Raw genomic sequence first — 12,498 nt, forward strand, 5'->3', positions numbered from 1 at the left:
ATGATTCCTGAAGTACATCCCAGTTTTAAATTAAATGGTAGATCCTTAGACCATAATGGTCTAATGACTGTAGCATATAGTTATGTGAAAGAAGGAGAGATGTACGAGAAACAGGTAGGTGATTTTCTTTTGAACTGGATGGATGATTTCTCTTATCATACCGTATTTTCTAGTGGTTCTACAGGAAAGCCTAAGGAATATCGATTGGAAAAAGAGCACATGATCAACAGCGCACGCATGACTGGCGAGCGATTCAAGTTGCCTGCAGGAAGCGATGTATTAGGATGTTTGCCATTGAGTTATGTAGCTGGAAAACTAATGATGGTTCGCGCTATTGAATTAGGCTGGCACATCGACTTAGTCATGCCATCTCGCAATCCATTAGAAAAAGCAACTAAAAGATATGATTTTACGGCACTTACGGCTTATCAAGTTAAGCATTCGCTAGACCATCTTTACAAAAGTCGTAAGACCATCATCGGCGGTGGGCCAGTGGATGAGGCTTTAGTAGAATCTCTTAACGGGCGCCATACCAGAGCATATCATACCTATGGGATGACTGAAACCAGCACTCATGTGGGGATACGTGAATTGTATCCTAAATATGAGGAGTTTTTTACAGCATTGCCTGGAATTAAAGTCCGATTGAACGGCGCTGACTGCCTCATTGTCGATGCGCCAGACTTAATTAATGAGCCTGTGGTGAGTAATGATCTCGCTATTGTAGAGGGAGAAAAACGATTCAAAATTCTAGGAAGAACTGATAATGTGATTATTTCAGGTGGTGTTAAAATCCATCCAGAAAATCTGGAAAACAAGCTGTCTAAGTATATTGACGGGCGGTTTTTCATATCCTCTGAGCCTGAAAAGGATTTAGGTCAGCAAGTAGTTCTTTATGTAGAAGGAGGTGAGGTAGAATTAGAGTCCGCTTTCGCGAAAGCGAAATTAGACCGGTTTGAAAAGCCACGACGCATCATTTTCGTTCCGCAATTTGCTGAAACGCACACCGCTAAAGTGGATCGAAAGGTGATTATATCAAAGTATAAGAAAAAAACGGCTTAGTGTAGTTGCTCCTTTATAGCATCAGTCGCTTGATCGAGCATTTTATAAACGTTGATAAATCCTTGACTCCCGCCATAGTAAGGATCTGGAACATCTAGATTTTCACCGGGAAAGGGCACATCTAGAATCTTTTTTATTTTTTGACGTTGTTCGTCACTGGTTGCCATGGCTTGAACGTCCTCCAGATTAGACTGGTCCATGACGTAGATATAATCGAACTTTTCAAGATCTTCAGGTAGCAACTTTCGACTTTGTTGACTGCAAATATCCAATCCGTTTTTCTCAGCCACTTCAATAGAGCGCTTATCAGGAGCTTCTCCTTTGTGACCGCCACTGGTTCCAGCACTGTCCACAACAAACTTGGTGAAATTTAGTTTGGATCGCATCAATCCCTCAGCCAATGGCGAGCGACAAATGTTCCCCAAACACACCATTAAAATGGAAGTCTGAGACTTCATACTAATTCGCCAGCTTTTTACGCAAATCCTCTACGTATTTATTGAATTGTTTATCAGTGGACGCTAGATTGTCTACTGTTTTACAAGCATGTAATACAGTGGCATGGTCTCTTTTTCCAATTTTAGAACCTATACTCGCTAGGGAGGCTTTGGTCATTTTCTTAGAGAAATACATGGCTAATTGACGGGCTTGTACAATGTGTCGCTTTCTTGTTTTAGATTGCAAGGTCTCCACATCCATCTGGAAGTAATCACTTACTACTTTCTGAATCTGATCGATGCTGATTTCACGTTTGGTATTCTTAACGTAGTTCTCAACAATCTTTTTAGCCAGTTCAATAGTGATGTCCTTGTGATTGAAAGAGGAATGAGCAATCAAGGATATGATAGCACCTTCTAGCTCACGGATGTTGGTCTTGATATTATCAGCTAGATAGTTGATGATATCTTCCTCCATCTCTACACCATCGCGGTACAACTTGTTCTTGATGATGGAAACCCGAGTCTCATAGTCAGGATGGTTGAGTTCTGCACTCAATCCCCATTTGAAACGGGAAAGTAAGCGTTGCTCAATATCTTGCATGTCTACTGGTTTCTTGTCACTAGTTAGAATGACTTGCTTGCCGTTTTGATGCAAGTGGTTGAAAATATGGAAGAATACATCCTGTGTTCCCGCCTTGCTTGCAAAGAACTGAATGTCATCGACAATCAATACATCCACTATCTGGTAGAAGTGAATAAAGTCGTTGCGATTGTTCTTGCGTACAGACTCAATAAATTGTTGCGTAAACTTTTCGGCGCTTATATAGAGAACAGTTTTGTCTGGGTAGTTTTCTTTAATACCAACACCTATAGCGTGAGCCAAGTGTGTTTTTCCCAATCCTACACCACCAAAAATAAGTAACGGATTAAAAGAAGTTCCCCCAGGTTTATTAGCTACCGCCATTCCTGCGCTGCGTGCTAAGCGGTTAGAGTCACCTTCTAGGAAGCTGTCAAAATTATAAGAGGGATTCAGTTGAGACTCAATCTTAACATGACGTATTCCTGGAATGATAAATGGGTTCTTAAGCTCAGGACTTTTGCTGCGTACAGGCGCATCAACACTTTGAGAGTTGGAAATAGAACGGTTGCTGCTAGGTATTTTTTCAGTGAACGGCTCCATACCATTTAAGGAGTTCTCCATTTTAATGGCATAAATCAATTTTGCGCCCTCACCTAGCTCTTTAGTAAGAGCCGTTTTTAATAGTTTGATATAGTGTTCTTCTAACCATTCATAGAAAAATCTACTAGGAACTTGAATGCTTAGGGCAGTGTCTGTAAGCTTTACTGCTTTTATAGGAAGGAACCAGGTCTTGTATGCTTGAGGATTAATATTATCTTTTATAAATTCAAGACAGTTTTCCCATACCGATTCTGCAGTCGATGTCATAAACACTTTTTTATAGTTAGATTTGGCTCTCATGAGTAGGAAAATATCGTTAATGAACGATCCCTCAAGAGCGGTACAAATATGTGTATAAAAAACCTTAAAAAAAACTAAAAAGGGGTTTGATATTTTCCAAAATTAATCGCATGCAGTAAAGCTTTTTAACCACCTAATTTTAATTCATAATTTTAATGAAAACATCAAATGTTAAGATTCAAACTCGGTACTCTGAGACGGATCAAATGGGAATCATACACCATGCTAACTACTTGATATACATGGAGCAAGCAAGATTGGAGTGGTTGAACGCTTTAGGGTTTTCTTACCAGAAAATGGAAGAAAATGGAGTGCTGTTACCTGTCTATCAGATAGATATAAAGTACAAAAATCCGATTAAGTTTGGTGATGAAATTACCATCAAAACTACCCTTAAGAATCCCCCTACAACTAGAGTCGTTTTTGAATATGAAATCAGTAAAAACGATGGAAATATTTGTGCCACGGCAGAACTTACACTGGTGTTCACTGACGCAAGTACATTTAGACCCAGAAAACCCATTCCAGAATTCTTGGAAAGATGTCAAGAATTATTCTTTGAGTAAGTTTTCAACGTTGTATACCACTATAGAAATATGCTAGAAGATTATTTTGCCGATTTAAAACAGGATTTGCGTGGAGCCATGAGCAAACGCAACCACCCATTTAAGTATGCATACCTCGCAACGGTTGATGAAAATTTACAACCTAGGTCAAGGACTATTGTGATCAGAGAAGTGAGTGAACAGCTAGAGTGTGTCATTTTTACGGACTCACGAACTACTAAAGCTCACCAGCTTCAAATCAATCCTAAAGCAAGTCTATTATTTTACCATCCTAAATCCTTACGTCAAATACGCCTGGATGGAAAATTGGAAATCATCACTGAGGCTAACGAAGTCAAACACCTCTTTTCTAAGGTAACTTCTAAGTCTATAAAAGATTATACCACTGAATTGCCGCCTGGATCGCCCATTAAGAATCCCGATCATGTCAACTACATGGAGCGGAATGAGAATCACTTTTTGCCATTGCGTTTTGTACCCCATGCAGCTGAATTGTTGCAACTCAAGCGACCTAATCACTTAAGGGCTTTATATACTAGAAAAAGTGGGCAATGGAATGGACAATGGTTGGTGCCTTAAGATGTTGCCTTTATGGGGTACATTTTATTTAACTCCTCCACTACGGCATCTATTTGAGATAGTGGTACAGCAATATCTATCTGGCAGGAAGTAGTAAGCTCTTGGCTCTTGATGGTATACTGGCGTTCATCGATGAATCGCATGACCTGACTCATTTGTGGGTACTCAAAGAAAATTTGAACATTTCCTGTGATGACTCTTAGGACAACCTCTGCTTCATCTAATGTTTGTCGCGCAGCCTCTCGATAGGCTTGTATCAGTCCGCCGACCCCTAGTTTTGTGCCTCCAAATATTCTTGTCACAACCACCAGAATATCGCTCATTTCCAAGGTGTTAATTTGTGAAAGTATGGGGTCTCCAGCGCTATGACTGGGCTCGCCATCATCATTGGAACGGTAATTATCTGCCGTAGCACCTAGTTTCCAAGCATAGCAATGGTGGTTTGCTTTTTGGTATTTTTTGCGTAATGGCTGTATATATTCAGCAACTTGAGATTCGTCGGTTAATGGGAAGGCGGTTGCGTAAAATTTGCTTCCACGCTCTTTGTAGAGAATTTCTGGAGTAGGTAATATGATAGTTTTATAAGAATCTTTCATAGGAGTTACGCTTTCGCGAAAGCGATACAAGCTATAGCTACAACAGCAAGTAAGATGCCCCAGTAATTTTTAGGCAGCAATCGCTCTTTAAATAGTAGGAAACCAAGCAGGGCGGTGAACAATACAGTTCCCACATGATTGATGGGGAAGATGACGCTACTTTCCATATCGGTTTTCAGTGCTTTTATGATAAAAAAGATAGAAAAGTAATTTGGAACACCTAATGCGATACCAGCTGCTATAGATTTCCAGTGCAGCCAGCGTCCTTTAATAGCTTCATAGATCAATACTAATGTGCCCACGGCACAAGCCATGGTAAAGCACACCGCGCTGAATAAAGGTTCCTCGCCGCTAGGGACGTGAACTTTTTCGGCGTATTTTAACACAGTGTCGATGGTTCCACTGCCTAAAAATAGAAGTAGGGGCAATATAAAGTAGCCTTTTTGAAGGGGAAGCCCGTCTTTGGATTTCAGGGATACTAAGTAAACTGAAGCTAGTGCGATCACGATACCAACAATCTTTAACCATCCCAAAGATTCATTGTACAACCATATTCCAAAAAATACCGGAATGACTAGAGACATTTTGCTAGCAACCGCTGCGACAGACAGGCCGTTCTTTTGACTGGTCAACGCCATCACGTTAAATATGATGATGAATAAAGAACCTAAAAAGATGGAATACCAGATCCAACTGGAAGCAAGTATGGTGGATGCATTGAAAGTTCCTTGATAGGCAATAAAACCTGTGATGGAGGCCACCACATAATTCACCACAATTGCGTGTAGAGTATTTACCTTGAATACTCCATAATATTTAAAGATCACATACAACAAACTGGATGTGGCAACACTTAAAAACAACCAGATCATGCTTTTATATAGGTTTTAAGCACGTCATTTTGAATGATAAGGCGATTTTTCAATTCGGCTAACGCAGGTATATGAGGAGCAGGTAAGCCGTCTTTAAGGTAGACTACCGTTCCTATATATTGATGAATTTCATCCCACGCGTCTGCATTGAGAAAGCTTTGCAGGGTTTTCAATCCGCCTTCTACAATGACTGATTGGATTTGTAAATCGTAGAGATCTTTAAGGATGGATTGTATCTCGTTAGAAGGTCTATGAAGGACTTTAGTATCCGCCTGTTCATCAAAGATCTTGTAGGTTTTAATTAGATCATTTTTGGAATCCAGCACCACACGCACCGGTTGCTTCCCATGCCAGTCCCTAACCGTAAGGCTGGGGTCGTCATCTATCACCGTTTTTCCACCTACTAAAATAGCTTGTTCTTGCGCTCTGGTTTTATGCACGTATTGCCTAGTTTCTGTTCCGGTAATCCATACGGGCTTGTTTTCGTTTTTGGAAAGAGGCGCTAAAAAACCATCGGCACTTTGTGCCCATTTGAGAATAATGTAGGGACGCTGTTTTTTATGAAACGTAAAAAATCGCTTATTGAGCTCGTTACATTCTGTTTCCAGGAAGCCAACGTCTACTTTAATTCCTGCCTGTTCCAGTAATCGCACTCCTTTACCAGCTACTTTTTCATGAGGATCCAGTGTCCCTATGACAACTTGCTTAAACCCTTTTTCTATAAGCAAGAGCGCACAAGGCGGAGTCTTGCCGTGATGGGAGCAGGGTTCAAGATTTACATAAATGATTGCTTTTGAAAAGTTGGTAACACCTCTTTGTTCTGCATCTGCAATTGCATTGACCTCCGCATGAGGTTTACCGGCTTGATGATGGAAGCCTTCGCCTAAAATAACTCCATCAGCACCTACAATCACAGATCCTACCAGCGGGTTAGGATAGGTAGTACCCAATCCATTTTGTGCTAGTTGCAAACAACGTTGCATGTAGAAGTTATGGTTCATAGATCTGGCAAATTTAGGTTTTGTGAATTAAAGGCAGGGATATGAATATAAGTTTAGCGCATTTTTTGAATCCTAGTTTTAGGGCATTACTATCTTTGAAAGATGAAGATTAGAAAAATACATCCTGATGATAATCCTACTGTGCGAGATATCATTCAGCAAACCATTCTAGAGCACAATGCTCCTAAAGTAGGCACTGCCTACAGCGATGCGGCAACCCAAAGCATGTATGCCGCCTATCAAAAACCTAGAGCTGCATACTTTGTAGTGGAAAATGAAGGCAAAATTTATGGTGGAGCAGGAATCGCTGCATTGGATAATTTTGATGGAAATACCTGTGAACTACAAAAAATGTATTTTCTACCGGAAGCACGTGGTAAAGGATATGGCAAGCAATTGATAGAGCGATGTCTTGAGACTGCAAGAAGTTTTAAATATGAACAGGTCTATCTAGAAACCATGGACAACATGTATGATGCCCAAGGCTTGTATAAGCGAGTAGGTTTTGAATTGCTCACACAGCCATTAGGCAATACGGGTCACTACAGCTGTCCCGTTCAAATGATCAAAAAAATTAAAGACGAATGATTTTAAGGCAGATGCGAGACGTGTATGTGAACCGGTTGGAGCATTTGTATCCTGAAACGGAATCTATTTCCATTTTCAAGATACTTTGCGAGGACTTGTTGCACTTGTCAAAATCTGACATTATGATACGAGGCGAGGAGCCCTTGTCGCATTTAAATGAAGAAATTCTGTTGAAATCTTTAGAGACCTTATTGGATGGAAAACCAGTGCAACAGATCACTGGTCTGGCCCATTTTTATGGCCATGTATTCAAAGTAAATCGTCACACACTTATCCCTCGTCAGGAAACTGAAGAGCTGGTGCAATGGATCCTTGACGATCACAAAGGCAAGACGGTTCAAAATGTTTTTGACATAGGTACTGGTAGTGGATGTATTGGGATTTCTTTGGGGGACGCTTTCGCGAAAGCGAATACTTCATCAAACTCCTTGCAAATTACCTTATTGGATGTTTCCAAGGAAGCCTTGCAAGTGGCTGGTGCAAATGCCAAAGCCATTGCGCCAGTAGTCGCTATAAACTGCATTGAGAAAGATATCTTACAAGAAGACTCCTTGGGTGATTATGATATTATCGTTAGCAATCCACCTTATGTACGTGAGTTAGAAAAATCACAGCTACATATTAATGTGATCGACCATGAGCCAGGTACAGCACTTTTCGTCACAGATGAGAATCCGCTGGTGTTTTATATAAAAATATTAGAATTGGCGACCAGTCAAGCCAGACCATTGGTTTATTTTGAAATCAACCAATACCTACCTGAGCAAATGAAAAATCTTGCCGCTCAATTGGGTTACAAAAGCGAGATCCGCAATGATTTGAATGGGAATGCGCGCATGATGAAATGCTGGAAATAATCAGAAATTAAAATACTACACCTTAACAACCAATGGATCCTAAAACTCAAATAGAATCACTTAGAACCGAATTGCGCGAGCATAATTATAATTATTATGTAACCGATGAGCCCTCGGTTTCTGATTTTGAATTTGATAAAAAATTGGAGCAATTAAAAGTATTAGAAGCAGCGCATCCAGAGTTTTACGATGCGACAAGTCCATCGGTACGGGTAGGAGGTGAGATTACCAAAAATTTCAAAACGGTCAAGCATAAAAACCGAATGTACTCTTTAGATAACTCCTATAACAGAGAGGATCTGGAAGATTGGGAAAAGCGTTTGCAGAAAGCTGTAGATGGTGATTTAGAATACGTGTGCGAACTCAAATATGATGGTGCCAGTATCAGTCTGCACTATGAAAATGGAACTTTCGCTCAAGCAGTAACTCGCGGCGATGGAACTCAAGGCGATGATGTGACCGCTAATGTGCGGACTATCAAGTCAGTGCCCTTACAACTAAAGGGAGACGATGTTCCGGCAGAATTTGAAATACGTGGAGAAATCGTGTTGCCCTGGGATGGGTTTCACAAAATGAATAAAGAACGGGAAGCACTGGGGCTGGAGTTGTACCGCAATCCTCGTAATACCGCCAGTGGAAGTTTAAAGTTGCAAGACAGCGCAGCAGTCGCTAGCCGTCCTTTAGAATGTTTGCTGTATCAGTTAGTAGGTAATGAGCTACCTTTTAAAACACAAGAAGAAGGACTGGAAGCTGCGAGAAGATGGGGATTCAAAGTTCCACCACACTCTACCCTAGTTAAAGGGATCGATGGAGTTTTAAAATTTATCGACTACTGGGAGGTGGCTCGTAAAGAGTTACCCTATGAAACGGATGGGGTGGTCATTAAAGTCAATAAACTACAGAATCAGGAAGAGCTAGGCTTTACCGCCAAAGCACCCAGATGGGCGATGGCCTATAAATTCAGCGCAGAGCAAGTTTCCACCCGACTAGAAGAAATCACCTATCAAGTAGGTCGTACTGGGGCCATAACACCTGTAGCTAATTTACAGCCGGTGGAAGTTTCAGGTACTACAGTTAAGAGAGCCAGTCTTCATAATGCAGATCAAATTGAAAAACTGGACGTGCGTGTGGGCGATGAAGTTTTTGTAGAAAAAGGAGGGGAGATCATTCCTAAAATTATCGCGGTAGATCTTACGAAACGACCTGCAAATTCACAGCCTACGGTCTATGCTACGCATTGTCCGGAGTGTGGTACGGCATTAGAACGCCATGAAGGTGAGGCGCAGCATTATTGTCCTAACGACAGCAGTTGCCCGCCTCAAGTCAAAGGCCGAATCCAGCACTTTATTTCCCGCAAAGCGATGGATATCGATGGTATTGGGTCTGAAACGGTAGACCAGTTAGTAGAAGCTGGTTTGATCCATAATTATGCAGACTTGTACGACTTGCAATACGAGCAAATCATTCCACTAGACCGAATGGCTGAAAAGAGCGCTAAAAATATGTTGGCAGGAATTGAAGCTAGCAAGCAAATACCGTTTGAACGCGTGCTTTTTGCATTGGGGATTAGATATGTGGGAGAAACAGTTGCTAAAAAATTGGCCAGACATTACAAATCCATGGATGCTTTGAGGGAAATGCCGCAAACTACTGATAATGAATCTGCTGATTTATTCAGTGAAACTGTGGAGGAAGAGGATTTCAAGGAGGGTAGCGACGAAGAAGTTCACACTGAGCGCAGTCGAAGTGCGAACGCGGAAAAAATTCAAGAGCTAAGCGCTGTACCAGAAATTGGTGAACGAATCGCAGCTTCAGTGGTAGATTTTATTACAGATTCTAAGCATATGGAATTGATAGATCGTTTGAAGGATGCAGGTCTACAATTCTCGTTGAGTGCAGAGGAACTTTCTAACAGATCTGATGAGTTAGCCGGTAAAAGCTTTGTGATTTCTGGGGTTTTTGAAATGTCAAGGAATGATCTAAAAAAGCTGATAGAGGACAATGGCGGCAAAGTGAGTAGTTCACTTTCTTCCAAAACCGATTATCTGGTACGAGGTGAGAATATGGGACCCTCTAAACTTGAAAAAGCAGAAAAGTTAGACATCAAGATGATCAGCGAGCAAGAGTTTCTGGCGATGATTTGATCTTAAAAAACACGTAGGAAAAAAACAGCATAAACATAAAGTCATTCAATCCGTAAACGGAATAGAATAGTCCTGCCATAACATCCTGATCATAAACATCAAGTAAGCTATGGTTAGAGATCCAGTAAGAATAAGCAATTACATAAGCCAGTTTCTCCAATACAAATACGCCAACAAGCCATTTGACTTTATCAAAAATGCGAGCTACTGCTATAAAAGCAAGACCCCAAACCATAATCATCAAAAGTCCAAAATAAGACATGACTACCGGGTCTGTCTCTGGAATCACATTGTTGGTAAAGCCCTTTGTAAAGATCAAAACACCTAAGGTGTTCATGACTCCTGAGACGATAAAGCCTTTAGTGATGGTGGAGTTGGTCATAGATTAATGTCTGGAATTCAAGATGAAAATATGCTGAAAATTATAATAAACTTTAAAGGTCAAGGTTTATTCTCTAATTTAATTGTGTAAAAAAATACTTTTTCAGTTCTTCAATGCTTAAGGATAATTTATCATTCATTTTCTGCAGTTCATAAAGATATAATGTATCGCTGAAGCCTACATGTTTTCTCGCCTGCTTAAACATAATTAAATCCGCTAAAAACTTAAAACTCAGTGATTGTTGATTTTGATTTTTACTTGCAATAAATAACTTGGTTCCGGTCAGCGGGAACACTAGATCTTCTTTCCAAATATTTGATGAATCAGAACTTTTAAATATAATAGGATTGTCGGATATCATTTTAGGACAATCGCTCGAGTAGGATGAAATTGAATAAGGAAGATTTGATTGAGTACCCAAATAAAAATTTCTGAAGGCCATCATTAAACTTAAACCTTTTTGAAATTCGTTATTACCTGATAATCCATTTTCTCTTTCACCATCCTTATCGTTGTTCATTATTATTCCAAACTCTTTTAATCCGTGGATTCTAAGAAATTCTTGGATAACCTTCTTGCTCTCTGGCAACCTTCCATGAACTTGACTAATAAAAAGTTTTAGAACTGGTATATCAACTTCTGAAATTCCATAACGATTGTTTGCTGTAGATTTTTCCATAATTGAAAAAATCTTTGAAGCCATGTTATCCAATTTAGAATGAAAAAATTCTAGAAAATCAGATTCTTTAGAGTCGAGAAATACTGTATTTGCATTATTTTCAAAAAAATAAGATTTCGGAGAAAATTCCTTTGAGTTTTTTTTAAAAGTCTGTTGTTCAACATCGAAGATGTAAAACTTTTTATTGCGATTCAAAAAACCTTTTAAATAAAAAACTGGTAGATAATGATGTCTTGATGATCGACTATTAAACTTATTATTCATTCAAGATGCTTGGTCTATGCGTTTAAAATAATCAGTATTTATATAAAAGCAGAAAATCTAAACCTCATAAACCACTTTCTCACCAGCAGCCAGTTCCCCTTTATTCATGTAAAAGTCGATACGTCCCACATTGATGCCATAACAACCCACTTGATTGACCATCACAATTTCACCTGTGGCATTAGTCACTAAATCTGGTTGTTCTAGGAAGGTATGGGTGTGGCCACCTATAATGAGGTCGATACCGCTGGTTTGTTGTGCTAGGGCAATGTCACTGATTTTATCGCTTCCGTACTTGTACCCTAAGTGAGACATGCAAATGACAATGTCACATTGTTCTTTTTCGCGTAAAGCGATCACCATATCCTGAGCTATCATTAATGGGTCCAGGTACTCTGTTTCCTTATACATTTTAGGAGCGACAAGCCCTTCCAATTGAATCCCCAGCCCGAATAAACCTATACGCACGCCATCTTTCACCATCACCTTATAAGGCTTAGTCTGTCCCTCCATAATCGTATTGCTGAAATCATAGTTGGAGATGACAAAATCAAAATTAGCATGAGGGAGTTGCTTGTAGAGCCCATCAATACCGGCATCAAAATCATGGTTCCCGATGGTGGCAGCATCATACCCCATCATGCTCATCAATTTAATTTCCAGTTCACCACCATAAAAATTGAAGTAGGGTGTTCCTTGAAAGATGTCACCGCAGTCCAGAAGAATGGTATTTGGGTTTTCATTGCGCACCTTTTTGATCAAGGCTGCGCGTCTCGCGACACCACCTTTTCCATCATCACGCCCACCATTGATGGGCTCGATGTGAGAATGGGTATCGTTCGTATGAAGAATGGTAATTTTCTTATAAGCCTCTTTCTCATCTATGTCACTGAAAAGTCCAGCAGCAAGAGCTGTGTTACTCCAAAGTCCAGCTCCTGCAATGATTCCAGCGGCAGATGTGTTTCTTATAAATTTTCTACGTTCCATA

At 40.1% G+C, this 12,498-nt stretch carries 14 protein-coding genes; 6 read left to right on the forward strand and 8 right to left on the reverse strand.

The genetic code is table 11. The features are described 5' to 3' along the window. Positions 1–1,062, forward strand: coding sequence for an AMP-binding protein (locus tag NMS_RS08905; RefSeq protein WP_041496389.1), 1,062 nt, complete (start codon positions 1–3; stop codon positions 1,060–1,062). Here the strand turns inward: NMS_RS08905 and NMS_RS08910 are convergent. After that, positions 1,059–1,520: a low molecular weight protein-tyrosine-phosphatase gene (locus tag NMS_RS08910; protein WP_041496390.1), complete on the reverse strand. Its 462-nt coding sequence runs from the start codon at positions 1,518–1,520 to the stop codon at positions 1,059–1,061. The genes NMS_RS08905 and NMS_RS08910 overlap by 4 nt on opposite strands. A gap of 1 nt (position 1,521) precedes the next feature. Beyond that, complete coding sequence (gene dnaA, locus NMS_RS08915; protein WP_041497614.1) at positions 1,522–2,949, reverse strand: chromosomal replication initiator protein DnaA; 1,428 nt, start codon at positions 2,947–2,949, stop codon at positions 1,522–1,524. Between the two features lie 188 nt (positions 2,950–3,137). Between dnaA and NMS_RS08920 the strand changes: the two genes are divergently transcribed. Next, a complete protein-coding gene (locus NMS_RS08920; RefSeq protein WP_041496391.1) occupies positions 3,138–3,548 on the forward strand; it encodes an acyl-CoA thioesterase in 411 nt (136 codons plus the stop codon). Between the two features lie 30 nt (positions 3,549–3,578). After that, a complete protein-coding gene (locus NMS_RS08925; protein WP_041496392.1) occupies positions 3,579–4,127 on the forward strand; it encodes a pyridoxamine 5'-phosphate oxidase family protein in 549 nt (182 codons plus the stop codon). Here NMS_RS08925 and NMS_RS08930 read toward each other — a convergent pair. From NMS_RS08930 to ribD, 3 genes are read right to left on the reverse strand one after another with little or no spacing between them, the layout of a single operon-like run. Further along, complete coding sequence (locus NMS_RS08930) at positions 4,124–4,723, reverse strand: IMPACT family protein (RefSeq protein ID WP_041496393.1); 600 nt, start codon at positions 4,721–4,723, stop codon at positions 4,124–4,126. The two genes, NMS_RS08925 and NMS_RS08930, sit on opposite strands and share 4 nt — an antisense overlap. A gap of 5 nt (positions 4,724–4,728) precedes the next feature. Next, positions 4,729–5,595, reverse strand: a complete 867-nt coding sequence (locus NMS_RS08935) for an EamA family transporter (protein ID WP_041496394.1) — start codon at positions 5,593–5,595, stop codon at positions 4,729–4,731. Then, the gene (ribD, locus tag NMS_RS08940) at positions 5,592–6,596 is read right to left on the reverse strand and encodes a bifunctional diaminohydroxyphosphoribosylaminopyrimidine deaminase/5-amino-6-(5-phosphoribosylamino)uracil reductase RibD (protein WP_041496395.1); all 1,005 of its coding nucleotides are present in this window, start codon (positions 6,594–6,596) and stop codon (positions 5,592–5,594) included. The genes NMS_RS08935 and ribD overlap by 4 nt, the downstream gene beginning before the upstream one ends. Positions 6,597–6,698: 102 nt before the next feature. Here ribD and NMS_RS08945 point away from each other — a divergent pair, with 102 nt between their 5' ends. The 3 genes from NMS_RS08945 to ligA are packed head-to-tail and all read left to right on the forward strand — an operon-like array spanning position 6,699 to position 10,185. Continuing rightward, positions 6,699–7,184: a GNAT family N-acetyltransferase gene (locus tag NMS_RS08945; RefSeq protein WP_041496396.1), complete on the forward strand. Its 486-nt coding sequence runs from the start codon at positions 6,699–6,701 to the stop codon at positions 7,182–7,184. Beyond that, positions 7,181–8,041 carry a N5-glutamine methyltransferase family protein gene (locus tag NMS_RS08950; RefSeq protein ID WP_041496397.1) on the forward strand — a complete coding sequence of 287 codons (861 nt, stop codon included), beginning with the start codon at positions 7,181–7,183 and terminating at the stop codon, positions 8,039–8,041. Before NMS_RS08945 ends, NMS_RS08950 begins: the two co-directional genes overlap by 4 nt. A gap of 32 nt (positions 8,042–8,073) precedes the next feature. Then, positions 8,074–10,185 carry an NAD-dependent DNA ligase LigA gene (gene ligA, locus NMS_RS08955; protein ID WP_041496398.1) on the forward strand — a complete coding sequence of 704 codons (2,112 nt, stop codon included), beginning with the start codon at positions 8,074–8,076 and terminating at the stop codon, positions 10,183–10,185. Here ligA and NMS_RS08960 read toward each other — a convergent pair. The 3 genes from NMS_RS08960 to NMS_RS08970 form a co-directional block, all read right to left on the reverse strand. Then, on the reverse strand, positions 10,154–10,567 hold the full coding sequence (locus NMS_RS08960; RefSeq protein ID WP_041496399.1) for a hypothetical protein: 414 nt from the start codon (positions 10,565–10,567) through the stop codon (positions 10,154–10,156). The two genes, ligA and NMS_RS08960, sit on opposite strands and share 32 nt — an antisense overlap. Before the next feature lie 73 nt (positions 10,568–10,640). Next, positions 10,641–11,510, reverse strand: a complete 870-nt coding sequence (locus tag NMS_RS08965) for a DUF4238 domain-containing protein (RefSeq protein WP_041496400.1) — start codon at positions 11,508–11,510, stop codon at positions 10,641–10,643. A gap of 57 nt (positions 11,511–11,567) precedes the next feature. Beyond that, on the reverse strand, positions 11,568–12,497 hold the full coding sequence (locus tag NMS_RS08970; protein WP_041496401.1) for a bifunctional metallophosphatase/5'-nucleotidase: 930 nt from the start codon (positions 12,495–12,497) through the stop codon (positions 11,568–11,570). Between the last annotated feature and the right edge of the window lies 1 nt (position 12,498).

The organism is Nonlabens marinus S1-08, from assembly GCF_000831385.1.
GTDB classification, from domain to species: domain Bacteria; phylum Bacteroidota; class Bacteroidia; order Flavobacteriales; family Flavobacteriaceae; genus Nonlabens; species Nonlabens marinus.

What these genes read in the sequence shown, in the direction of transcription:
- NMS_RS08945 (WP_041496396.1), top strand. Translation starts at nt 6,699, where the DNA reads ATGAAGATTAGAAAAATACATCCTGATGATAATCCTACTGTGCGAGAT.
- NMS_RS08935 (WP_041496394.1), bottom strand. Translation starts at nt 5,595, where the DNA reads ATGATCTGGTTGTTTTTAAGTGTTGCCACATCCAGTTTGTTGTATGTG.
- dnaA (WP_041497614.1), bottom strand. Translation starts at nt 2,949, where the DNA reads ATGACATCGACTGCAGAATCGGTATGGGAAAACTGTCTTGAATTTATA.
- NMS_RS08905 (WP_041496389.1), top strand. Translation starts at nt 1, where the DNA reads ATGATTCCTGAAGTACATCCCAGTTTTAAATTAAATGGTAGATCCTTA.
- NMS_RS08910 (WP_041496390.1), bottom strand. Translation starts at nt 1,520, where the DNA reads ATGAAGTCTCAGACTTCCATTTTAATGGTGTGTTTGGGGAACATTTGT.
- NMS_RS08930 (WP_041496393.1), bottom strand. Translation starts at nt 4,723, where the DNA reads ATGAAAGATTCTTATAAAACTATCATATTACCTACTCCAGAAATTCTC.
- NMS_RS08960 (WP_041496399.1), bottom strand. Translation starts at nt 10,567, where the DNA reads ATGACCAACTCCACCATCACTAAAGGCTTTATCGTCTCAGGAGTCATG.
- NMS_RS08925 (WP_041496392.1), top strand. Translation starts at nt 3,579, where the DNA reads ATGCTAGAAGATTATTTTGCCGATTTAAAACAGGATTTGCGTGGAGCC.
- ribD (WP_041496395.1), bottom strand. Translation starts at nt 6,596, where the DNA reads ATGAACCATAACTTCTACATGCAACGTTGTTTGCAACTAGCACAAAAT.
- ligA (WP_041496398.1), top strand. Translation starts at nt 8,074, where the DNA reads ATGGATCCTAAAACTCAAATAGAATCACTTAGAACCGAATTGCGCGAG.
- NMS_RS08950 (WP_041496397.1), top strand. Translation starts at nt 7,181, where the DNA reads ATGATTTTAAGGCAGATGCGAGACGTGTATGTGAACCGGTTGGAGCAT.
- NMS_RS08965 (WP_041496400.1), bottom strand. Translation starts at nt 11,510, where the DNA reads ATGAATAATAAGTTTAATAGTCGATCATCAAGACATCATTATCTACCA.
- NMS_RS08970 (WP_041496401.1), bottom strand. Translation starts at nt 12,497, where the DNA reads ATGGAACGTAGAAAATTTATAAGAAACACATCTGCCGCTGGAATCATT.
- NMS_RS08920 (WP_041496391.1), top strand. Translation starts at nt 3,138, where the DNA reads ATGAAAACATCAAATGTTAAGATTCAAACTCGGTACTCTGAGACGGAT.